Origin of the sequence: Microtetraspora sp. NBRC 13810 (genome assembly GCF_030268685.1) — a bacterium.
Taxonomy (GTDB): Bacteria; Actinomycetota; Actinomycetes; order Streptosporangiales; family Streptosporangiaceae; genus BSRQ01.
Genome location: NZ_BSRQ01000002.1, coordinates 205103 through 226993, shown reverse-complemented (window position 1 = coordinate 226993; position 21891 = coordinate 205103). Strand labels below are relative to the sequence as shown.

The 21891-nt window shown below is 71.9% G+C and carries 18 protein-coding genes; 13 read left to right on the top strand and 5 right to left on the bottom strand.

All coding sequences use genetic code 11. The annotated features are described in order from the left end of the window. Positions 1-88 precede the first annotated feature (88 nt). From QSK26_RS04745 to QSK26_RS04690, 12 genes are all read left to right on the top strand, one after another. Entirely contained in the window at positions 89-808 is a 720-nt protein-coding gene (locus QSK26_RS04745) for an iron-containing redox enzyme family protein (RefSeq protein WP_285773722.1), read from the top strand. A gap of 15 nt (positions 809-823) precedes the next feature. Next, on the top strand, positions 824-1096 hold the full coding sequence (locus tag QSK26_RS04740; RefSeq protein ID WP_285773721.1) for a response regulator transcription factor: 273 nt from the start codon (positions 824-826) through the stop codon (positions 1094-1096). Between the two features lie 21 nt (positions 1097-1117). After that, positions 1118-2641 carry an MFS transporter gene (locus QSK26_RS04735; RefSeq protein ID WP_285773720.1) on the top strand — a complete coding sequence of 508 codons (1524 nt, stop codon included), beginning with the start codon at positions 1118-1120 and terminating at the stop codon, positions 2639-2641. Positions 2642-2732: 91 nt separating this feature from the next. After that, the gene (locus QSK26_RS04730; protein WP_285773719.1) at positions 2733-2984 is read left to right on the top strand and encodes an aroma-sacti cluster domain-containing protein; all 252 of its coding nucleotides are present in this window, start codon (positions 2733-2735) and stop codon (positions 2982-2984) included. Between the two features lie 97 nt (positions 2985-3081). Then, on the top strand, positions 3082-4272 hold the full coding sequence (locus tag QSK26_RS04725) for a radical SAM protein (protein WP_285773718.1): 1191 nt from the start codon (positions 3082-3084) through the stop codon (positions 4270-4272). A 9-nt stretch (positions 4273-4281) separates the two neighbouring features. Then, complete coding sequence (locus QSK26_RS04720; RefSeq protein WP_285773717.1) at positions 4282-6396, top strand: prolyl oligopeptidase family serine peptidase; 2115 nt, start codon at positions 4282-4284, stop codon at positions 6394-6396. After that, positions 6372-7538 carry a glycosyltransferase gene (locus tag QSK26_RS04715; protein WP_285773716.1) on the top strand — a complete coding sequence of 389 codons (1167 nt, stop codon included), beginning with the start codon at positions 6372-6374 and terminating at the stop codon, positions 7536-7538. Before QSK26_RS04720 ends, QSK26_RS04715 begins: the two co-directional genes overlap by 25 nt. A gap of 14 nt (positions 7539-7552) precedes the next feature. Beyond that, on the top strand, positions 7553-8572 hold the full coding sequence (locus QSK26_RS04710; protein WP_285773715.1) for a radical SAM/SPASM domain-containing protein: 1020 nt from the start codon (positions 7553-7555) through the stop codon (positions 8570-8572). Then, the gene (locus QSK26_RS04705; RefSeq protein WP_285773714.1) at positions 8562-8750 is read left to right on the top strand and encodes an aroma-sacti cluster domain-containing protein; all 189 of its coding nucleotides are present in this window, start codon (positions 8562-8564) and stop codon (positions 8748-8750) included. The genes QSK26_RS04710 and QSK26_RS04705 overlap by 11 nt, the downstream gene beginning before the upstream one ends. A gap of 83 nt (positions 8751-8833) precedes the next feature. Beyond that, a complete protein-coding gene (locus tag QSK26_RS04700; protein WP_285773713.1) occupies positions 8834-11644 on the top strand; it encodes an adenylate/guanylate cyclase domain-containing protein in 2811 nt (936 codons plus the stop codon). Continuing rightward, on the top strand, positions 11644-12453 hold the full coding sequence (locus tag QSK26_RS04695; RefSeq protein ID WP_285773712.1) for a S8 family peptidase: 810 nt from the start codon (positions 11644-11646) through the stop codon (positions 12451-12453). Before QSK26_RS04700 ends, QSK26_RS04695 begins: the two co-directional genes overlap by 1 nt. Beyond that, complete coding sequence (locus QSK26_RS04690; protein ID WP_285773711.1) at positions 12450-13022, top strand: GAF domain-containing protein; 573 nt, start codon at positions 12450-12452, stop codon at positions 13020-13022. Before QSK26_RS04695 ends, QSK26_RS04690 begins: the two co-directional genes overlap by 4 nt. On the opposite strand, the gene QSK26_RS04685 is transcribed toward QSK26_RS04690, so the two are convergent. From QSK26_RS04685 to QSK26_RS04665, 5 genes are all read right to left on the bottom strand, one after another. Next, positions 12999-14759, bottom strand: a complete 1761-nt coding sequence (locus QSK26_RS04685) for an AfsR/SARP family transcriptional regulator (protein WP_285773710.1) — start codon at positions 14757-14759, stop codon at positions 12999-13001. The genes QSK26_RS04690 and QSK26_RS04685 overlap by 24 nt on opposite strands. 277 nt (positions 14760-15036) lie before the next feature. Then, complete coding sequence (locus QSK26_RS04680) at positions 15037-17577, bottom strand: discoidin domain-containing protein (protein WP_285773709.1); 2541 nt, start codon at positions 17575-17577, stop codon at positions 15037-15039. A gap of 668 nt (positions 17578-18245) precedes the next feature. Then, positions 18246-19190 (bottom strand): hypothetical protein, encoded by a 945-nt coding sequence (locus QSK26_RS04675; RefSeq protein ID WP_285773708.1) that lies wholly within the window; start codon positions 19188-19190, stop codon positions 18246-18248. A 159-nt stretch (positions 19191-19349) separates the two neighbouring features. After that, positions 19350-19790, bottom strand: coding sequence for a hypothetical protein (locus QSK26_RS04670; RefSeq protein WP_285773707.1), 441 nt, complete (start codon positions 19788-19790; stop codon positions 19350-19352). 4 nt (positions 19791-19794) lie between these two features. Then, a complete protein-coding gene (locus QSK26_RS04665; RefSeq protein WP_285773706.1) occupies positions 19795-20361 on the bottom strand; it encodes a hypothetical protein in 567 nt (188 codons plus the stop codon). A 242-nt stretch (positions 20362-20603) separates the two neighbouring features. On the opposite strand from QSK26_RS04665, the gene QSK26_RS04660 reads away from it, so the two are divergent. Next, positions 20604-21596 (top strand): DUF1702 family protein, encoded by a 993-nt coding sequence (locus tag QSK26_RS04660; protein WP_285773705.1) that lies wholly within the window; start codon positions 20604-20606, stop codon positions 21594-21596. Positions 21597-21891: the final 295 nt, after the last annotated feature.

The window sequence follows — 21891 nt, the reverse complement described above, 5'->3', positions numbered from 1 at the left end:
TCAGGGGGCAGGGCCCGTGACTGTTCACGGGGAAGGGTTCGTGACGGCGAGTGGGGGAGGGCACGTGACGGCGAGTGGGGGAGGGCGCGTGACGTCGGCGAGTGGGGTGTTGCGGGCGACGATCTCCCTCGCGGCGCCCGCGTTGCTGGCCGCGAGCGCCCGCCTGTGGCGCGCGGACGACCTGGAGCGGCGTTATCCGGAGTACCTGCGGGTCATGCACGCCGTCATCCGGGCCACCGTCCCGCTGCTCGTCGCCGCCCGCGATCGCAGCCACGAACGCGGCGAGGCCCGGCTCGCGGACTACTTCGACGAACACGCGCGCGAGGAGGCGGGGCACGACGAGTGGCTGAAGGAGGACCTCGCCGTGATCGGCCGGTCCACCGCGGTCACGCCGCCACCCCTGGTCGCCGAGCTGGTGGGGGCCCAGTACTACTGGGTGCTCCACCACCACCCGGTGAGCCTGCTCGGCTACATCGCGGTCATGGAAGGTCATCCGCCGACCGCCTCGCTCATCGCCCATCTCGAACGGCTGACCGGCTACCCCCGGGCGGCCTTCCGCACGATGCGCGTCCACGCCGAGGCCGACATCGGACATCGGGCGGCCGTGGACGCCCTGCTGGACCGGCTGGCCCCGGATCCCGCGGCCTGCCTGGCCCTGCGGATCAGCGCACTTCACAGCATGCGGACGAGCACCGAACTCCTCCGCGGCCTCGCCGGAGAAGCCGCCACCATACCGGCGCGATACCGGTTCGCTGGCGGGTCGTCCCAGAATCGGCGGCACGGCGCAGAGACAAAGACCAACCGTTAACTCTGGACGGGGTGGATGGCTTCGAGCATCGCTGTTTCGGACCGGGACCTCAACATTCTGACCCTGCTGGCCGCGGGTTTCTCCACGGAGCTGATCGCGCGGCACCTCTACGTCAGCAAACCGACCGCGGCGGAGCACTGCGGCAGGCTGTTCGCCCGCTTCGGCTGCAAGAACCGGACCGAGCTGGTCGCCTACGCGTATGCGCACGGGCTGCTGGAAACCGGCGTCTGGCCGCCGCACGCCGCCCGGCAGGCCCAGCAGAGAACGTGGGCGGAGACACTTCCCTAGTTTCGTCCGGCAGAGGTGACCATGAATCAGGGCAGCGGCGGCGACCCCCCTGCGGGGCAGAACTCTTTACGGCGGAACTGGCGGTTCCAGTTTCTCTGGGCCGGCGCCGGTATTTCGTATCTGGGAGATTCGACGGTCGGACTGGCCCTGCCGCTGCTGGTCCTCGCCGCCACCGGATCCCCCGTGCTGACCGGCGTCGCCACCACGATCGCGATGGTGTCGGGACTCCTCGTCAGCGCCCCGGCCGGCGTCTGGGTGGACCGGATGGACCGGCGGCGGATCCTCATCGGGGCCGAAGGGGTGCTGGCGCTGGTCTGGGGGGCGTTCGCGGTACTCGTGTACCTGGAAGCCGTCTCCGCGTGGAACGTCATCCTGGTGTCGGTGATCAGCGGCAGCGCGGGAGCGTTCAAGGCTCCGGCGCACGCGGCGGCGATCCAGGCGCTGGTCCCGAAACCCCAGCTCGCGACGGCCTACGCGCAGAACCAGGCGCGCTCGTACGCGACGCAGCTCGCCGGGCCGCCGCTGGGCGGCCTGCTCTACTCGCTCGGCCGTGGGGTGCCGTTCGTCTTCCAGGCGCTCTCCTCGGTGTTCTCCATGCTCTGCTACCTCGCGGCGAAGGTGCCGCGCAGGCCGGCCGAGCCCGCGCGGAAGTCCCAGGCCGGCACGAGCATGAGGAGCGCGTTCGCCGAGGCGTTCCGCTGGCTGCTCGCGCAGCGCGGCCTGCGGGCCGTCATCGGGGTGGCGCTCTTCATGAACCCGCTCGTCAACGCCATCTGGATCCCGATCATCGTGCTCGTCGGCGAGCGCGGGGGAGAGTCGCTGGACACCGGGATCATCATGGCCGGGGCGGGGGTGGGCGGGCTCGCGGGTTCCCTGCTGTCCACCCGGCTGAGCAGACTGCTGCCGCCGGGGAAGCTGCTCCTGCTGGTCTGCCTGCTGATGGGCGGCTCGTACTGCCTCATCCCGCTCCCGTTCGGCACGCCGTGGCCGATGGTGCCCATCATCGTCTCCTGTCTCGCCTCCCCGGCGTTGAACGTGGCGCTGATGGCCCTCATGGGCAACCTCGTCCCGAGCGCCATGATGGGGCGGATGATGTCGGTGGTGGCCCTCACCTTCCAGGGGTTCTCGCCGCTCGGGCCCGTCATCGGCGGCTTCCTGGCGGGCGCCCTGGGCGGCGCCGGCGCCCTGGTGGCCTGCGGCGTCTCGCTCCTGGTGATCACCGCCATCGCCTCGACGAGTACGGCGCTGCGGAGCCTGCGCGGGCCAGAGGACGAACACGACGAACCCGGCGAACCCGATGAACCAGACGGCCCCGCGCAACCCCCTCCGGCGGACGGGGGGAAGCGTGCCGACCTCGACGCCATAAGGCAACTCCGGGAACTCGGTGTCGTGGTGACGGACGCCGGCCCGGAGGACATTTCCGCGCTCCGCACGCTGAAGGAAGAGGAAATACTTTTCCTCACGTCGCTGAACTCCCGGATCAGAACCGCGGTGGACGCCGACGTCATGGCCCACGATTCTTCCCGCGAGCGGCCGGGTGAATGAATTCGGCATACGATCGTAGGGTTGTCCGCCGGGGCGGCCGCACAGACTATTGAATTACATAATCCGGCCACGGTCGAAAGGCAGAGGGCAAATGACTTTCAACGCACTCGACGCGCTCCGCGAAGCGGGCATCGTTCACGCGAAAACCTCCCAGGCGGCGCTCGGAGTTCTCGGCGAGCTGACCGAGAGCGAGGTCCAGTTCCTCGGCTCGCTCGACGCGCGCATCAAGGCGGCCATGAAGCCGGAAGTCCTGGCCCACTCGGAGGAGGGCGGCGAGGACACCCCGTGCCTGGCCGGCTTCAGCTGCGGCCACTTCGGCTCGGACGGCCCCGTCGAGAGCTAGACGACCCCAGCTCAGCTGGACGTTCACGGTGTCTTCCGCGGCCCGCCCGGCCGCGGAGGACGCCCTGGCCCACCGGAAGGCCCAGGAGGTTGCCCAGATGTTCGAAGGACGCCATCGCGACGAGGAACTGCGACCTCGTGTGCTTCGCGGCGAGCACAACTGGTGGTTTCTCGGCCCCGGCGGGGTCGCCAAACTGTATTCGTGGCACATCGACCGAACGGGCGTGCCCACGGCGGAGACGATGGAATGGCTCGGCTCGCAGGGAATGCTCAAACCGCCCCGGCGGAAGAACTACAGCCTGACGGTGCTGACCACCACCCACTGCAATCTCGGTTGTTCCTATTGTTTCCAGAATCTGGGTCAGGACGAGTCGGGCGGCACGGCCCCGCCGCGCATCGGTTACACCAGGCTGAGTTCCGGCACCATCAAGAAAATCATCGAATTCACCCGCGAGCGCATGGACGCGGCCGGGCTGAGCGAGCTCTGTGTCACGCTGTTCGGCGGTGAGCCGCTGCTGAATCCCCGCGGATGCGTGGAACTGCTGGAGGCGGCCGCACCTCTCGGGCTGCGCTACGCCGACATGGTCTCCAACGGCACGCTGCTGAACTCCGTCCCGATCAGGCGGCTGCACGAACTCGGGCTGCGCGGCATCCAGGTCACCCTCGACGGCGACCAGCCGGACCACGACGCGGTCCGGGTGAAGCGCACCGGAGGCGGCACGTTCGACGCGATCGTGCGGAACATCCGCGAGGTCCAGGAGGAGACGGAGATCAGCTTCGCGCTCCGGGTCAACGTGACCGCGGAGAACCTCCCCGGCATCGACCGGCTGATCGAACGTCTGGCCGAGCGCCTGAGGACGGCGCGCTGCGGCATCTACTTCAAGATCGTGGGGGACGTCGGGATCGGGTACCACAACGACGTCTCCGCCTCGGGGCGGCTGCTGCGGCAGTTCATCGACTGGAACAAGCGAGCGCTCGACTGCGGTTTCGGCGTGGGACGTCCCCGCGAGGTCGTGCCCTGCCCGGCCTGCTCCTTCACCGGCGGCAGGTACGGGGCCGTGGTCAGCGCCGACGGCAGCCTGTCCAGTTGCTGGGAGACCGCCGGCAAACCGGACTGGCAGGTCGGCACGGTCTTCGACGGCTACCAGCCGGACGAGGTCGCGCAACCGCGCTGGACGACCTGCGAGGAGGACTTCCTGAACTTCACCGACGCCGACGCGTGGCAGCGTTTCCACGACGCCGTCGACGCGGCCCTGCTGGACGACCTGGTCGCCCTGGGACGCCTCTAGGAGGTGCGCGTGCGATATCCAGGGGCCCCCAGGTCGGACCGGCGCGACCTGTTGCACGGCATCGCCGTGGCCGATCCCTACCGATGGCTGGAGGACGCGGCCGACCGTCGCACGCGTGAATGGCAGGACGACCAGCGGGAGCTCTTCCTGCGGTGCCGCGAGCGGTGGCCACACCGTGCGGAGTGGTCCAGCCGGCTGGCCGAGACGGCGGGCAGGGAGATCACCTCCGTGCCCGCGGTTCGCGGGCTCCGCACGTTCTTCACCCGGGTGACGAGGAACTCCGAGCACGCCGCCCTGTACGTCTCGGAGGACGGGGTGGATCGGGTGCTCGTCGATCCGCTGGTGATCGATCCGTCCGGTGACACCGTCCTGGAGGCGTGGAACCCCTCACCGGAAGGGGAGCTGATCTCGTACCAGCTCTCCGCGCGGGGCACCGAGGACTGTGTGCTGCTCGTGCGGGACGTGGCCACGGGCGCCGTCGCCGACGGGCCGATCGACCGGGTACGCCGTACCTCCGTCGCCTGGCTGCCCGGCGGCGCGTCCTTCTACTACGTGCGGCGGCTGCCTCCCGAGCTGCATCCGGGCGAGGAGCTGTACCACCGGCGGATCTACCTGCACCGGCTCGGCACCGACCCGGCGGAGGACGTGCTGATCTTCGGCGCGGGGCGGGCGGCGTCGCAGTTCTACACCGTGGCCGTCTCCCCGGACGGCCGATGGCTCACCGTGTCGGCCGCCGCGGGCACGTCGCCGCACAACGAGCTCTGGCTGGCCGACCTCGGGCTGAGCGACCCCGCCCGCCCGGCGCTGCGGCCCGTCCACGTGGGCGAGGCGGCGCGCACCCACACCAGGATCGTCCCGGGAACCTCGCGCGGCGACACGATGTGGTTGCGGACGACCGCGGCGGCGCCCCGGGGCAGGGTGGTCTCGACGACCCCGGACGACCCAGGCCAGGCGACCTGGAAGACGATCATCCCGGAGCGCCGCGACGCGGTGCTGAACGACTTCGTCCCGCTCACGGACGACCGGCTTCCCCATCCCGTGGCGCTCGTCTCGTGGTCGCGGCACGCCGTCTCCGAGATCACCCTCCACGACCTCCGCGACGGCCGCGAGCTGGGTGAGCTGAAGCTGCCGGGCAACGGCAGCGTCGGGCCCTTCCACACCCGGCCCGCCCCCGGTCACGAGGTCTGGTTCTCCTACGCCGACCACACCACACCCCGGACCGTCCTGCACTTCGACGCCCTGGACGAGCGGCTGCGGACCTGGTTCCCCGGCGCCCGCGCCCAGGACGAGGACGACGGCGAGGTTCGGGTCACCGTGGAGAGCGCCGTCTCCCGCGACGGCACGACGGTCCGCGTCTTCGTCGTCTCGCCGGCGGGGAGACCGGACCGGCCGCGTCCGCTCATCCTCACCGGATACGGCGGGTTCGGCGCGTCGATGAGCCCGGCCTACAGCCCCGACGTCCTCGCCTGGGTCCGCGCGGGCGGCGTCTACGCCATCTCCTGCCTGCGGGGCGGCGGCGAGGAGGGCGCCGGCTGGCATCGCGCCGGGATGGGACGGAACAAGCAGCGCGTCTTCGACGATTTCGACGCGGTCACCGACCACCTGATCCGGCAGGGCTGGACCACCCGCCACCGGCTCGGCATCGTCGGCAGCTCCAACGGCGGGCTCCTGGTCGCGGCGGCCGTGACGCAGCATCCGGAGAAGTACGCGGCGGCCGTGTGCCTGGCCCCGCTCACCGACATGGTCCGCTACGAACGCAGCGGCATGGGGCCGAGCTGGCGCTCGGAGTTCGGCACCGCGGACGACCCCGGCGAGCTCGCCGCCCTGCTCGCCTACTCCCCGTACCACAACGTGCGGGACGACGTCGCCTATCCGCCGGTCCTGGTGGGCGCCTTCGACGGGGACACCCGCGTCGATCCGGCCCATGCCCGCAAGTTCACCGCGGCGCTGCAGCACTCCTCCGCGGGCGGCCCGGTGGCGCTGCGCGTCGAGCGGCACGTCGGGCACGGCGGCCGGGCGACCTCCCGCCTCGTCGGGTTACAGGCCGACGTCCTCGCGTTCTGCGGCCACCATCTCGGCCTGTGCCCGGAGGGGGATCGATGCGCGTGCTCCTCTGCCCCCTGAGCAACCCCGGCTACCTGTACTCCACCCTGGCGATCGGGCGGGAACTCCGCGCACGAGGTCATCTGGTCGCGGTGCTGTGCGGCCCCGCGGCGATGGCCACGGTCACGCTCGCCGGCCTGCTCGCGCTGAACGTCGAGGAGTACGGCCCCGCCGAGGTCCTCTCGGTCGGCACCTGGCACTGGATCGCCGAAGGCGCCGCCCAGCACACGGCCGTCCTGGAAGCGGCCCGTGATCTCGGCGCGGACGCGCTGCTCACGTCCATCCTGTGCCACGGGGCCCTGCTCGCGGCGGAGAGGCTGGACATCCCGGCCGTCGTGCTGGGGCTCGGCGCGTGGCTGTGGCCCTACCGCGGCGGCGGGCCGGGGGACGGCGCCGAGCGGGAGTGGCGGGTCCGTGAGGTGCGCGGGTTCTACGACGAGATCCGCTCCGGGGCCGGGATGGCGCCGCGCCGCGACCGGCATCCCGAGCAGCCCTTACTGGGGTCGGTCTTCCTGCTCAGGGGGGACCCCGCGCTGGAACCGCCCGGCGCGGAACTCCCCGGCGAGGTCGTCCACGTGGGGCCGTGCCCGTGGGAGCCGCCGCCCGATCCCGGCACGGTCGCGCGGATCGAGCAGCGGACGCGGCGGGTCGGCAAGCCGGTCGTCTATGTGCACCTCGGCCGGGTGTTCGGCGGGGACAGCCTGTGGCCGCGGCTGAACGCCGCCTTCACGCGCGGCCCGTTGCAGGCCGTCGTGGAGCTGGGCAGGTCGGGCCGCCCCGATCCGGCGCCCGCCGCCGACCTGCTCGTCGTGCGCGAGCCGTGGATGGATCCGCTGGTCGCGCTGGCGAGCCTGGTGCTCACCAACGCCACCTCCGCCCCGGTCCTGGGCGCGCTCCGGCACGGCCTTCCGCTCGTGGTGGCGCCGAACGGGTCCGAGCAGCCGGTGCTCGCCGCGGCGTGCCGCCGGGCCGGCGTCGCGGCCGAGTTCCCCAGCCGTCCCGGCCGGGCCGCCGAGGTGCTGACGGCCGCGCTCGCCGACCCCGGGCTCGCCCGCCGGGCGGGCAGGCTCGGCGCGCGGCTGCGGGCGTCCCCCGGCGCCCCGGAGGCCGCGCGGATCGTGCTCGCACAGTGTTCGTCACCCGTACCGGCGGACCAGCGGTAGACAGAGGAGGAAACGTGCATCTGGCGGACATGCTCGCGCTGCGACCGGTGCCGGCCGCCGGGCTCCTGATGGCGATCACCCGCCGGTGCCCGCTGACCTGCGCCCACTGCTCGACGAACTCGCTGCTGACCAGTGAGGAGCACCCCGCGGAGTGGTTCTCCGGCTTCGTCGGGACGATCGGGCGCGAAGACCGTCCCGAGCTGATCATGCTCACCGGCGGCGAACCCATGCTGCGCCCCCGGCTGGTCGGCGCCATCGCCTCGGCGGCCCGCGGCGTGGGCACCCGGACGATGGTGCTCACCGGCGGCTTCTTCGCGCCGCGCGTCCCTTCCGCGCTCGAAGACGTCGCCCACGTCTCGGTGAGCCTGGACGTCTTCCACCAGCGGGAGGTCCCTCGGGAGAACGTGTTCCGCCTCGTCCACCTGCTCGCCGAGCGGGGGACGGCGGTCAGCTTCCACCTGGTGGGAACCGGCCCCGGCGACCCTTACCTCACGGAGCTCATCGGGACGGTCAGGCGGGAGTTCCGCGACGAGGTCCCCATGCTGGTGGGCCGGGTGCAGGCGGCCGGCCGGGCACGCGCGTGGGCGCCCGCGGACGAGCGCGCCCCCTCGGAACGGCCCCGGCCGTGCACGATGGCCGCGTGGCCGACGGTGTCCCCGGACGGGACCGTCACCGCCTGCTGCAACCAGGACGTCCTCGACCACCGGCCGGTCCCCGGCCACCTGCGGCTCGGCCACCTGTCCACCGACGACTGGCGGTCGATCCGGACGAGCTGCCTGACGTCCCCGCTGCTGCGCGCCATCCGGACGGGCGGACCCCGGTGGGCGTCGGGCCGATCCGAAGACGGGTACTGCGGCACCTGCCGCGCGCTCGGCGCCGAGGAGGCGGCACGTCCCCGCCCGGCCGCCGCCTACCTGGAACAACAGGTCGTCCACGCCCAGGTGGGCGCGGGCCCCGCGGGCTTCATGCGCCGGTACGGCGAAGCCCGTTTCGCAGAACTTGTCATGCTCGGGAGGGAGACCCATGCCGTTTGACGCGGTGCGCGAGCTGACCGAGGCAGGTCTGGACCTGCAGGTCATCAGCGAGGAACAGCGCACGATCGTCGCCGGTCTGAGCCCGGAGGAGGTGGCGATGCTCATCTCGATCCACGAGCAGCTCCTCGAGACGGACCCGGAAGTCGAGGCCCACATCATCGGCGGGTTGCTCTTCTGATGCGCTGCCCGGGTTGCGCGGCGACGGCGCCGGAGGGGGCACGGTTCTGTCCCGCGTGCGGAAACCGCCTGGAGAAGCGGGGCGTGGCCGGTGCGCGCAAGCAGGTCACGGTGGTGTTCTGCGACCTCACCGAGTCCACCGCGCTCAGCGAGCGGCTGGATCCCGAGTCGTTGCGCGCGGTCATGCTCAGCTACTACGCGGCCATGCGGGACTGCCTCGAATCGCACGGCGGCGTGGTGGAGAAGTTCATCGGCGACGCCGTCATGGGGGTCTTCGGGCTGCCCGTCGTGCACGAGGACGACGCGCTGCGCGCCGCGCGGGCCGCGCTCGCCATGCGTGCCGCCCTGGACCGGCTCAACGACGACCTGGCCGGCAGGCTGGACGTCCGGCTGAACGTGCGCATGGGGATCGAGGCGGGCGAGGTCGCCACGGCGGACGACGCCGCCGCCGGTCAGGCGCTGGTGACCGGTGAGGCGGTGAACGTCGCCGCACGGCTGCAGCAGCAGGCGTCGCCCGGGGGCATCCTGATCGGCGAGGGCGCCCAAGCGCTCACCGGTCGTTCGCTGGCGACGACCCCTCTCGGCGGGGTGACCGTGCGGGGCAAGGCGGAGCCGGTGCGGGTGTGGAGCCTGCACGGGGTGCGCGAGGACGATCCGGCGATCAACCGCAGGTTCGACGCCCCCTTCGTCGACAGGGAGCAGGCGCTGCGCGAGCTGGATTCCGTCTTCGCCAGGGTGGTCGAGCTGAACGCCTGCCACCGGATCACGCTGGTCGGGGAAGCGGGCCTCGGCAAGACGCGGCTCGTGCGGTTCTGGGCCGAGACGGTCACCCGGCGCGGCGCGCTCTTCGGCGCCGGGCGTTGCGTGCCGTACGGGGGAGGCGGCGGGCTGCGGGCGCTCGCCGACGCGTTGCGCCAGGCGGTCGGAGAGCAGGAGGGGCCCGCTCCCGACGTGCTGCGGGGCCTGTTCGCCAACGGCACGCTCGGAGCCGTTCCGGACGAGACGTTGTGGGCGGTCGTCACCTGTCTCAAGGCCGCGGGCGTACCGGTGCTGCTGGCGATCGACGATCTGCACTGGGCGGGCGCCGAGTTGCTCGACCTGCTCGGGCAGCTTGAGGAACGCCTCAGCGGGGTGCCGGTGATGCTCCTGTGCGCGGCCCGCTCCGACGCCGCCGCGCCGTCGCAGTCCCTCGTGCTGCGGCCGCTGCCCGCCCCCGACTGCCGCCGCCTCTCCTCGGCGTTGCTCGACACCACCGCGCACGACGGCGCCGTGCTCGAACGGCTGGTGCGCCGATGCGAGGGCAACCCGTTCTACCTCGAACAACTGGTCGCGCTGATCTGCGACGGGATGGATCCGGAACGGGTGCCGCCCGCACTGCGCGCGCTCCTGTCCGCGCGGATCGACGCGCTGCGCTTCGAGGAGCGGCACGTCCTCGCCTGCGCGAGCGTGATCGGCCGCGAGTTCGGCCGGGCGGAGCTGGCGGCGCTGTACGGGAGCGGGGCGGACGAGCTGGTGGTCAGGCTCACGCGCAAGCAGTTCGTCGAGCCCGCCGGCGGGCGCCACCGGTTCACCAGCACCCTCATCCAGCAGGTGGTCTACGTGGAGACCGGCAAAAGCACGCGCGCCGACCTGCACCAGCGGCTGGCCGCCCACCTCGACCGTTCCGGCGAGCAGCCGGACTCCGTCGGCACCCACCTGGCCATCGCCTACCGGCTCCGCTGCGAGCTCACCCGTCCGGACGCCGACACCGTGCGGATGCGTGACACGGCCGCCGCCCGCCTGGCGAGCGGCGGCGAGAAGGCGCTGCGCCACGGCGATCTCTCCAGGGCGGTGCACCTGCTGGAGGACGCGTACTCCCTCACGGGCGACCGGAACCCGCTGGTGGTCGAGCGGCTGGGCGAGGCCAGGATCGCCGTCGGCGACGCCGGGCAGGGCGTGCCGCTGCTGCAGCGCGCACTTGGGCTGGGGGACGAACGGGTGGCCTGCCACGCCAGGCTCTACCTGAGCTATCTGGAGGGGGGCCTGTCCGAGGTCGGCGCGCTGGAGGCGGCGGCCGTCTTCGAGAGCGCGGGCGACGATCTCGGGCTCGCCCGTGCCATGGTCCGGGTCGGCCAGCACGCCCAGTCCGACGGCAGGTTCGCCCAGGCCAGGACCGCGCTGGAACGCGGGCTCGGCCATGCCATCCTGGCCGACGCGGAGCTGGAGCGGGCGACGGCGCTGGGCGCGCTCGCGGTCTCGCTGTGGCTGGGTCCCGAACCCGCGTCCGTCGGGGTCGCGCGCTGCGAGGAACTGCTGTCCGTGCACGGACGCGGCCGGAGAACCGTGCAGGCCGTCATGGGGTGCCCGCTGGCCGTCCTGCACGCCCTGAACGGCGACTTCGCCCGGTCCGAGCGCGCGCTCGCCCGCGCCGAGGCCATCCTGTCCGAGCTCGGCCACGCCTACGCGGCCGCCTTCGTCCCGATGTTCTCGGCGACGGTCGCCCACCTGGCCGGACGCGTCTCGGACGCCGAGGCCCTGCTGCGCCGGGCCCACGACGCCGCGACCGCGCTCGCCGACGCCCAGTTGCGCGTCACCGCCGTACGGGATCTCGCCCGGGTGCTGTACGAGCAAGGCCGGGCCGACCAGGCGTACGCCCTGGCGCGCGAGGGGCTGGCCGATCCCGACGGAGCCCAGCCCATGCTCCGGGCGGAGTTCATGAGCCTCACGGCTCGCATCCTGGTCGAGCGCCCGCTCGCGGACGCGGCCTGGGACCTGGCGGCCACCACCGACTCACCGCTCATGCAGGCCCGCGTCCTTGCGGACCGGGCCCACGTGCGGGCCGCCCAGGGCGACGCCGACGGCGCCGCTGAGGACCTGGCCGCCTGCGGCGGACTGCGCGCGGGCAAGGAGCGGTGATGCCGGCCGCCGACCTCGCCCTGACCTGGAGCCTGAAGGACCGGCCTGACGACCTCGACGTCACCACGACCTGGTGGTCCCGCGCGCCGGACCTGGCCGGGGCGACCGGCCGCGGGGTCCGGGTCTGCGTGCTCGACAGCGGGATCGAGCCCGGCCACCCGGCGATCGGCCCGATCCAGGGGTCGTACGCGGTGCTGGCCGAGGGCGACGGGACGGTCGTGCGGGAGACGGAGCCCGGGGACGTCTGCGGGCACGGCACGGCCTGCGCCGGGATCATCAGGAAGATCGCGCCGGAGTGCGAGCTGTACAGCGTCCGGGTGCTCGGGCCGGGCTTCGCGGGGCGCGGCAACGTGTTCGTCGCGGGCCTGCGCTGGGCCGTGGAGCAGGGATTCGACGTCATCAACCTGAGCCTGTCCACCACCCGCAGGCAACTCGCCGAAGATCTCCGGGCGGTGAGCGACGACGCCTACTTCCGCCGGACGGTGATCGTGGCGTCCGCGCACAACCTCCCCGTCGAGAGCTATCCGTGGCGGTTCTCGTCGGTGATCTCGGTGGGCAGCCACGCCGAAGGAGATGCCGCCCTGCTCATCTACAACCCGCGTCCGCCCGTGGAGTTCTTCGCCCACGGTTCGGACGTGGAGGTGGCCTGGCCGGGAGGCGGGCGCAGGCGGTGCACCGGGAACAGCTTCGCCACCCCCCATGTCACCGGGCTGTGCGCACTCGTGCTGAGCGGGTGTCCAGGGCTCACCCCCTTCCAGGTGAAGAACGCTCTCTACATGAACGCGAGAAATGTGAGGCGAGAACCATGAACGTCGAGTTCGAAGCCGACCACGACGCTCTGCTTCAGTCGATCGTCGACGTAGCCCTCGCGATCTACGGTGCGGCGGCCAGTTCGATCTTCCTCTACGACACAGAACGGGACGAACTCATCTTCCGGGCGGTCTCCGGTCAGGGCCAGGGGCTCCTGGTCGGGCGTGCCTTCCCCTCGTCGCAGGGGATCGCGGGCTGGGTGCTCTCGTCGAGGCAGGCGATGATCGTCGACGACCTGACCGGCAGCGACCATTTCGCCAGGGACATCGCCGAGTCGACCTCCTACGTGCCCAGGTCCCTCATGGCGGTCCCGCTGCTGCACGACGACGAGGCCCTCGGCGTGCTCGAAGTGCTGGACCCGCATCCCCAGGCGCGTGCCGCGATCGCCGAGCTGGAGCTCCTGGTCATGTTCGCGCGTCAGGCGTCGGTCGCCTTGCGGGTGACCCGGAACTACGCGCAGGCCGTACGCGCGGACCCGAACGCGCGGCGGCGGCAGGAGACCCGCCGCCTGCTCTCCGCCCTGACCGAGCTGGTGGAGGAGGATTCAGGGCCGCTCCCGCGTCGCTGACTCCCTGGCGAACAACCTGACCCAGCGCGGGATGCGATAGACCGCGTCCGCCCGCGACTCGACCTCGATCACCTGCGCCTCCTCCAGGGTGTCCAGCAGCGCCTGCGCCCGGTCCGGCCCGAGCAGCGGCGCGGCCTCGCCGAAGGTGAACTGCTCGTCCGGCAGCGCCCCGAGGCTTCTCAGCGCCTGATGGGCGGACGGGTCCAGGTCGCGTTCCAGGCTGGCCGCGCACGCGCGCAGCGAACGATCGCCCACCGTGAGCTCGTTGAGCAGCAGCCGATCGTCGGCCAGCCGGGCGGTGAACTCCGCGAGGCTCAGGTCCGGTCGCGCGGCGAGCCGGGCGCCCGCCAGCCGGATCGTCATCGGCGAGCACCCGGCGGCCGTCAGCAGCCGGCGCGCCGCGACCGGATCCGCCGCGACCCGCCGGTCGCCGACCAGGCCGCGCAGCAGCTCAAGCGCCTCGGACCGGTCGAAGGCGCCGAGGGCCACGTGGTGGACCGACTCCACCGCGTCCAGCCGCCTCCTGCTCGTGACGATGACGCCGCTGTTGCCCGTGCCGGGGATCAGGCTGCGCACCTGCGCCGGGGTGGCCGCGTCGTCCAGGACGAGCAGGAACCGGCGCTCCGCCAGCCACGCGCGATACGTCGCCACCCGCTCCTCCGGCGACTCGGGAAGTTCCACGCCGAAGCCGGTCAGCCGGAGGACCTCCGCGACGATCTCGGCGGTGGTGCGTTCCGCGCCGGAGGCGTCCCTGAGCGCGACGAACAACTGGCCGTCCCGGAAACCGGTGCGCAGGCGGTGCGCGACGTGGACGGCCAGCGACGTCTTGCCGCTGCCCGCGGGGCCGTACAGCACGACCGGCGGATTCAGCCGCCCCTCCTCGAAGGCGTCGAGGATGTCGCCGATCTGCTGCTCGCGTCCGGTGAAGTCGGCCAGGTCCCTCGGCAGCATGCTCATGTGCGCGACCGTGTCGTACTCCGGGCGCGGCGGGTCGAGATCGTCGTCCCCGCGGAGTATCGCCTGATAGAGGCGTTCCAGCACCGGGCTCGGCCGCAGGCCCAGCTCCCTGGTGAGCGCCTGCCGCAGCCCTTCGAACTCGGCGAACGCCTCGGTCTGCCGGCCGCAGCGGTACAGGGCGAGCATCTGGCACCGCCGCAGCCGTTCCCTGAACGGATTCTCCCTCGCCCATTCGGTCAGGACGTCCACGATCCGCGCGTGATGTCCGAGGTCGAGTTCCGCCTCGGCCCAGTCCTCGAAGGCCGTCAGCCTCAGATCGCCGAGCCGGGCCACCTCCGCGGCGACCAGCGGGACATGCGTCAGATCGGGCAGCGGGTCGCCGCGCCACAGGTCCAGCGCGTCGCCCAGCAGCCGCCGGGCCGTCCGCATGTCCCCACCGCGCAGCGCTCGCCTGCCCGACTTGACCGACTCGGTGAAGCTGACCATGTCGAGCCGGCGGGCCGGCAACCGCAGCCGGTATCCGGGCGGCACGTAGAGCAGGTCGTCCCGCAGACCGAGATCCTTGCGCAGTGCCGCGACATAGACCTGAAGGTTCTTCTGCGCGGTCCTCGGGGGCGCGTCGGCCCAGGCCGCTTCGATGAGCGAGGAAACCGGAACCACATTGTTGATCCGGACGAGCAGCGCCGCCAGGATCACCCGCCGCTTGAACGGCCCGAGATCGACCTGCGCCGCGTCCCGGCGCGCCTCAAGGGGCCCGAGGATGGCAAACTCCACGTCCACGACGGCCTCCCCGAAGGTTGGATCACATGACGCCGTTCCTCACACCAGAGTTGCCATATTCGCTGTTGACGCCGGTAGGAGCATCTGACACCTGTTCGCGATGATATTCGTCACGGCTTCGGCCGCCGCGGAGGCCGCCGGAGGTTCCGGCCCAGGTCGCCGCGGCCCTGCACCGGGCGAGCACGTCATATGAGGCCGAAAGCGCTGCCGAAACGGCTCGCCGGGCGGCGAGCCGTTTCGTGTCGCCGGGGGTCTGCGGCCGGAGGCCGGGGTGGGGTCAGGGGTAGGAGGTCACCTTGGAGGGGATGGTCGCCGTGCCGAAGGCGGGGGCGCCGGTGTCGTTGATCACGTGGTTGTAGCGGCCCATCCCGCCGAGGGAGACGACGAGGAGGCTGTGGAACTTCACGCCGGGCTTCACCGGGGCCTGGAAGCCGTGCTCGTTCTCGATGGTCGGGTCCGAGGTGAAGTTGCAGTAGCTGCCCATGCCCCAGCCCTCATGGACGTTGACCGCGTTGTCGACCTTGTAGCCGGCCCAGCCCTTGGTGGTGCCGTTCATCCACGCGGCCTGGTTGGGCGGGTCGTAGGCCTTCTCGTTCTGGAAGAAGATCGTCCGGCCGCGCTCGCCGAACCACTCCACGTCGTACTTCTGGAAGTGTTCCACGAACAGGCCGGTGGCCAGCACGTCGTTGCCGTACACCCGCAGGCCGTAGTCGGCGGTGTTGACGGTCCAGCCGACGCCGGCGCCGTGGTCGGCGCGCCAGATCCAGGTGTGGTCGATGACCGTGTCGTCGCTGTGCACCACCATGCTGGTGGTCGCCTTGCCCGCGAACTGGCCGCCGATCCGGATGAACACGTCCTGCACCGTCGTGGGGTTGGCGGCGTGGTCGACGTGCGAGCCCTGCTGCCCGATCTCCAGCAGCGTCGGGGAGTTGACCGTGCCCGCGTCGATCAGGAAGCCCGCCAGCCTGACCCCGTCGACGTCGGCCACCTTCATCGCGGTGACCCCGTTGTCCGGGACGATCGTGGCCAGGCCGAGACCCATGACGATGGTGTTCGCCCTGGTCACGTTGATCGTCTGGGACAGGTGGTAGATGCCGGGGGTGAACAGCAGGTGCAGCCCCTGGGCAAGCGCCTGGTTCAGGGCGGCGGCCGTCACACCGGGCTTGGCGACGTAGAACTGGCTGAGCGGCAGGGACGTGCCGGGCGTCGGGCCGTTGGCCCAGGTGGCGCCGCGGGCGTTGGTGCGCGCGGAGGGGACGAACACCCGGTAGTCGTTGCCCGCCATGTACAGGTACGGCTTCTCGCGGCTGTAGGGGGTGTTGGCCAGCGTCGTGTAGACGGGCTCGGGGAAGCTGTTGGCGGGAGCGCCTTCGACGCCGGAGAATACCATGTTCCAGACGCCGTTCGTCCAGCCGCCGATCGAGCTGTCCCGGGTGTACCACTGCTGCTGCGAGTACGGCCCGACCGTGCCGTCGATCTTGCTGTCCGCGATGTAGCCGCCGCTGGCCCAGCCGTACCCGGACGGCGCGAGGTTGAGGCCGCCCCGGATGTGCATGCGGCGGAACGGCGCGGCCTGGGCGACCGCCCACCGGTTGGTGCCGTCGTACGGGGTGACCGAGAGGTTCTCCGTGGACCGCCAGAAGTTCTGGGTGGCGTTGCCGTTGAACCAGCCCGCGTCGACGCTCACGCCCCGGACGGTGACGTCGTCGGGGTTCTGGCCGAGCCCGTAGACCGAGGTGTAGAAGCCGACGTTGACGTTCACGTCGTAGCTGCCGGGCTTGAACATCAGCGCGTAACGCCCGGTGCCGAACTGCGCCGACTCCTGCTGGGTGAAGATCTGGTTGATCTGGGCCTGGATGGTCGCGGCCGGCATCGACGGGTCGAACACCTTCACGTTCGGCCCGAGGTCGCCACCGCCCGGCTGGGTCGGCGGGTCCTCGCTCTCCAGGGTGTGGACGGCGACCTCCCACAGCGAGTAGCCGAAGCCGGTGCCGCGGGCCGTGCCGTACACGCGCAGGTAGCGGCCCGCCCCGGACACGTCGTAGGACACGATGCCGCCACCGCCGCCGGTGACCACCTTGAGGTCCTGCCAGCTGCCGCCGTCGAGGGACGCCTGGATCCGGTAGTCCCTGGCGTAGGCCGTCTCCCAGCGGAGATCGACCTTGCAGATCGCCTTCACCGCGCCGAGGTCCACCCGCACCCACTGCGGGTCGGCGGCGGCGCTGGACCAGCGGGTGCCGGTGTTGCCGTCGAAGGCGTTGCCCGGCGCGTAACCGCCCTGCACGGAGGAGGCGGTGGCGGGCTTGTTCAGCGCCGCGTTGGCGCCGCCGCACTCCGCGCCGCTCCCGCCGGGACCGAAGACCTGGAACTCCCACAGGGAGTAGCCGTAGCCGGTGCCGCGGGTGCCGCCGAGCATCCGGACATAACGGCCGTTGCCGGTGACGTCCCAGGTGTCGACGCCGCCGTCACCGCCGGTCACGGCCCGGAGGTCGGTCCAGGTGTTCCCGTCCGGCGAGGACTGCACCCGGTACGCGGTCGCGTAGGCGGCCTCCCAGGTCAGCACGACCCTGCTGATGTCCTTCGCGGCGCCGAGGTCCACCTGTACCCACTGCGGGTCGGCGGCGGCGCTGGACCAGCGGGTGCCGGGGTCGCCGTCGAAGGCGTAGCGGGCCGCCATGCCGGCGCTCTGCTCGGACGAGGCCGCCGCGGTTCCGCCCTGCGAGAGCAGGGTGTCCGCGGCGTGCGCGGGCGCCGCGGTCGGTACGGCCAGCATGCACGCCACCATGGCGAGCGCGGCCCCGATGGGTCTGAGTCTCATCTGTGGTCACTTTCGGGTGGGGGGTGATGGGCGGGCCGGGGAGAAGGCGGCCCGGACTGCGGAGAACGCTCCCCGGCGCGCGGTCGTGCGGCCTGCCCACCGGGTGCCGCCTGCGGCGGCCGGGCATCCCGGGAACCGGCTCTGACCACGCGTTGGATGCACGTTCTCTCCTCGCGACGGGAGATGCCCGCGGCGGAGGGGCCGCGGGGAGAGCGCTCTCCGCGAGGAGAGTGCGCCTGGATTTCACAGGTGTCAAGGCCCGGTTGTCCACGAGTCGGAAACACACTGCTCACACCCGGGAAACACACCGAGCCCGCGACCGGTGACGAGGAGGCCACCGGCGTCGCCGACGAACCCCCGATCCGGTCCCGCGTTCCCCGGCCGGTCCCGCGTTTCTTCGGCCCGGTCCCCGCACCCTCTCGGTCCGGTCTCGCGCCAGGCTTTTCCGGATCGGCCCGGAATGGACGGTCGCGGAAACCGCGGCGCACGTGGCCGCCATCGGCGAACTGTACGTGTCGATGCTGCGGCCGGGCGGTGGCGGTCTGCTCGTCTCCCCGCTCGGCGACGTGCTCGGCAGAACAACCGTGGACACGGTGGCCGAATTCAACGAGGTGACCCGTGCGCCGCGCTCCCACGGCCGGCCGCGGGAGCGCGGTACGTCACGGGTGTCAGTACCACGTGATGACGGGGTACCAGATGACGCCGGTCCTGGCGAGGAGCCGTACGTCCCAGTAGAGGAACGTGAAGACGCCGGCGACCAGGAAGGCCGAGCCGCTGATCACGGCGGCGCGGCCGGGCGCGGCGGCGAACCAGCGCTGGATGCGACCGCCGGCCAGGGCGGTCAGCAGCAGGAAGACGACCGCGAGGACGACGATGTTGCCGAGCGACTGCAGGACCAGGGCGGCGGCCCCGTACAGCGGGTTGCCGCTGTCGGCGACGTCGCGGAAGAGCTGCCGGTAGAGCGGGAACGGACGGCCGATGAGGAAGGCGCCGATCAACAGGCCCATCAGCAGCGAGCGGGCGTGCGGGAAGCGCCGGGAGATCCCCTCCAGGGGATCCTTGACCAGTTTGAGCGCGGCGAGCCCGAGGTAGCACAGCACCAGGCCGATCGCGCCGAAGACGATCATCGACTGGACGAGGCGCGGGGCGAGGCCGCCGGTCACCGTGGCGGTGGAGTACTGCGGCATGTGGGTGCCGAACAGCGCGGCGACGACACCGTAGGCGGCGGAGACGGCCACCGCCCCCGCGACCAGCCAGCCGAGGGGCGGCAGGGCGGCGACGAGCCGGTTGCCGACGGACTGCTTCTCGCCGAGCATCGGGGCCACCGCGCCCAGGGCCGCGATGTTGCAGGCGGTGAAGGTGCCGCCGAGACCGCTGGCGAAGGCGAAGGCCACCCCGGAGAGGATGCCGGTGAGCGGCGCCTCCGCGGCCTCGTGCCCGATGAGCGCGCTGGTGATCCCGTCGCCGATGACCCGGTCCACGAAGGGGGCCGACCACAGCACGGTGAGCACGAAGCCCGCGAGGAAACTGACGGCGACGACGAGGCCGCGCCGTCCGGGAACCGGAGATGAGGCGGCCGGGGCTTGTTTCGCCCTGAGGTCGGAGCTGGTCATTCGGTCGTCCTTTCGCTCGGTGCGTGGTGACCGCTCTGTGTGTGGCGAGGGCTCGGTGCGTGGTAACCGCTCCGCGCGTGGCGGGGCTCGGTGTGGTGACCGCTCGGTTTGTGCTGACCGCTCCGCGCGTGGCGAGGGCGTGAGGCTCGGCTGGGGGTGTCAGCGGTTTGCGAGGCGTGGTCTGCGTATCGGTCCGCGTATCGCGGTGAACGTGAGGATTCCCGCGCTCAGCAGGATCATCAGGGCGACGATCACCCATTCGTTGGAACCGCCGGGTCCGTAGACCCGGCCGTCCCGCCCGATGTCGAAGGCCCTCGTGCGTTCTCCCGCGCGCAGCGAGTCGCGTTCGCTGCCGTAGAGGTCGACCTGGGTCCGGCGGACGCTGTTGTCGTCGGACCGGAAGTCGCCGGTCCAGACACAGCTCTCGTGACCGGGGTGCTGGACGCATTCCCGCTGCTGGGCGGTGAAGACGCCGGGTACGCCGTCGGCGCGGGCCGCCCGCACGGCCGGGCCGATGTTGGGCACGGCCAGGTAGAGCAGGTAGACCGCCACGAGTACGAGGACCACGGTGACGGCCCGGGGGCCTCGCCGTCCGGCCATCGGCTTAGTGCCCGGCGGCCACGGCGCAGGTGCAGCGCATGCGCGCCCGTTCCACCGCGGTGGCCCGGCGGTGCAGGATCATCGCCACCACCATCGGGGTGAACACGATGGCGTTGTAGAACAGGTGCAGCTCGACCCGTGGCATGAGCAGCTGAATGATGCTCGTGGGGACCGGGCGGCCGAGGAGGTTGGCTCCGGAGAGCGCCTGAATGAGCAGCAACAGGTGTTCGAAATGGTGCCAGATCTGAATTCCGAGCGCGATGTTCCACCATTTCCGCGACCGGCCGACGAACCCCTTGCGCAGTATGACGAACCCGACGAGCATCAGCAGGGCGTAGCCGTAGTGCATCCATTCCGAGGTGACGAGCCAGGGAAAGGGGACGCCCAGTACGCCGCGCGCTTCGGGGGTCGGCCAGCCGAGTGCGTAGATCTGGACCGCCTGGGCGATGTGCTCGGCCCAGTGGGCCACGACGATCACCAGGAATATGGCGAGCCCGGTATTGTGGTTGCGTTCGTTGAGGGCCCTCAGGTGGGCCTGGACGCCGCCGGTCACCGCTGTGCCTGTCGCCATTCGCGGGCCTCCGTTCAGTGTCATTGTCCCGGTGCCACATCCCATCCAAGGGTTCCGTCGCGGGGTTCGCTACTTCTTTCATGCCTTGTTCCGCCGCCTCCGTTCAGGTCCGTCCGGCGTGCTGGGACGGCCGGCAGAAGACCGGTTGAGGCAGCAATCAGAGAGATGCGCCGGATTTGTTCCCGGATGAGCATGGATGCGTCATGGCCGTATCGGTCGTCAGGCTCCAGCGGGGAGGAACGATGTCCACCGTCCTGGGATCTTTGCGCAGGCTCGTACTGGCTCCGGCGCTGGCCGATGTGACGTTCGCGCGCCGTGGGTTCCCGGTGGAGGGGACGGCGGCGACCGGGCGGCTCGAAGCGATCCCCCAGTCGGTGATCTGCGGCTTCGAGTGGGGGATCGACGCCCGCGACCAGTGGGAGCTGGAGCGGCGGCTCGACTTCGTGACCCCGGAACTGCGCGGGTTCGCCTACGAGGGCGCGACGATGGCCTGCGCGGTCCTGGACGCGATGCGCGGCGGACGCGGCCACCGCACCCGTGACCTGCTGCTCGGCCCGGGACAGCCGCACATCTTCCTCGCCTACATCGGCATCGGGTTCGCCATGGCCCGGCTGCCCCGGGTGCTGTGGAAGAAGGCGGTGCCCGACCTCACGGGTTCGCCCTACTACCCGGTCATGACCTGGCTGGCGGTGGACGGCTACGGCTTCGACCGCGCCTACTTCGACACCGGCCGCTGGGTCGACCGGCAGGAGGCGCCCACGCCCTACCCGTGGGAGGGGTCGCCCGACTACTTCCTCCGGGCGGTGGACCAGGGCATCGGGCGGGCGCTCTGGTTCATCTGCGGCGGCCGGGCCCCGCAGGTGGCCGCGGCGGTCCGGCGGTTCGCCGGGCGGCGGCAGGCCGACCTGTGGAGCGGGGTGGGGCTGGCCGCCGCGTTCGCCGGAGGCGGCGAGCCGGCCGGCCTGGCCGTCCTGCGGCGCGAGGCCGGCGAGCACCGGCCCGAGCTGGCGCAGGGCGTCGTCTTCGCGGTCAAGGCCCGCGCGTACGCGGGATTCGTGCCCGCGCACACCGAGGCCGCGGCCGGCGCGCTCGCCGACCTGACGCCGCAGGCCGCGGTCGCGCTGGCGGACGACTCCGAGGTGGCGGCGGGGGCGTCCGGCCCGGTGCCCGCGTACGAGCTGTGGCGCCGCAACGTGCGCGCCCGCCTCTCGTCCGCGGACGTCACCGCCGACTGACCCCGCCGACGGATCCCGGCCGACGGATCCCGGCCGACGGATCCCGGCCGACGGACCCCGCCGACTGACCCCGCAGGCTGACCCGGCCGACGGATCCCGGCCGGCTGACCGTTCGATCGATGCCTCCCGCGGACGACGCGCACCGCCTCCCGGCCCCGGGACGGGCGCGCCCGCCGCGTGGACGCCCGTCCTCGGGTGCGGCATGCCGTGGGAACCCCTCCGACCGGCACGGGACACCGGACGTCTTTTGCTGCGCGCGATATGCGCGTGATCAACGACTCCGTTCAATTCCTTA

Excerpts from the sequence above, each read along its gene's own strand:
- QSK26_RS04665 (WP_285773706.1), bottom strand. The coding sequence starts at position 20,361 with ATGGCGACAGGCACAGCGGTGACCGGCGGCGTCCAGGCCCACCTGAGG.
- QSK26_RS04695 (WP_285773712.1), top strand. The coding sequence starts at position 11,644 with ATGCCGGCCGCCGACCTCGCCCTGACCTGGAGCCTGAAGGACCGGCCT.
- QSK26_RS04690 (WP_285773711.1), top strand. The coding sequence starts at position 12,450 with ATGAACGTCGAGTTCGAAGCCGACCACGACGCTCTGCTTCAGTCGATC.
- QSK26_RS04660 (WP_285773705.1), top strand. The coding sequence starts at position 20,604 with ATGTCCACCGTCCTGGGATCTTTGCGCAGGCTCGTACTGGCTCCGGCG.
- QSK26_RS04735 (WP_285773720.1), top strand. The coding sequence starts at position 1,118 with ATGAATCAGGGCAGCGGCGGCGACCCCCCTGCGGGGCAGAACTCTTTA.
- QSK26_RS04715 (WP_285773716.1), top strand. The coding sequence starts at position 6,372 with ATGCGCGTGCTCCTCTGCCCCCTGAGCAACCCCGGCTACCTGTACTCC.
- QSK26_RS04680 (WP_285773709.1), bottom strand. The coding sequence starts at position 17,577 with ATGAGACTCAGACCCATCGGGGCCGCGCTCGCCATGGTGGCGTGCATG.
- QSK26_RS04675 (WP_285773708.1), bottom strand. The coding sequence starts at position 19,190 with ATGACCAGCTCCGACCTCAGGGCGAAACAAGCCCCGGCCGCCTCATCT.
- QSK26_RS04740 (WP_285773721.1), top strand. The coding sequence starts at position 824 with ATGGCTTCGAGCATCGCTGTTTCGGACCGGGACCTCAACATTCTGACC.
- QSK26_RS04670 (WP_285773707.1), bottom strand. The coding sequence starts at position 19,790 with ATGGCCGGACGGCGAGGCCCCCGGGCCGTCACCGTGGTCCTCGTACTC.
- QSK26_RS04730 (WP_285773719.1), top strand. The coding sequence starts at position 2,733 with ATGACTTTCAACGCACTCGACGCGCTCCGCGAAGCGGGCATCGTTCAC.
- QSK26_RS04725 (WP_285773718.1), top strand. The coding sequence starts at position 3,082 with ATGTTCGAAGGACGCCATCGCGACGAGGAACTGCGACCTCGTGTGCTT.
- QSK26_RS04705 (WP_285773714.1), top strand. The coding sequence starts at position 8,562 with ATGCCGTTTGACGCGGTGCGCGAGCTGACCGAGGCAGGTCTGGACCTG.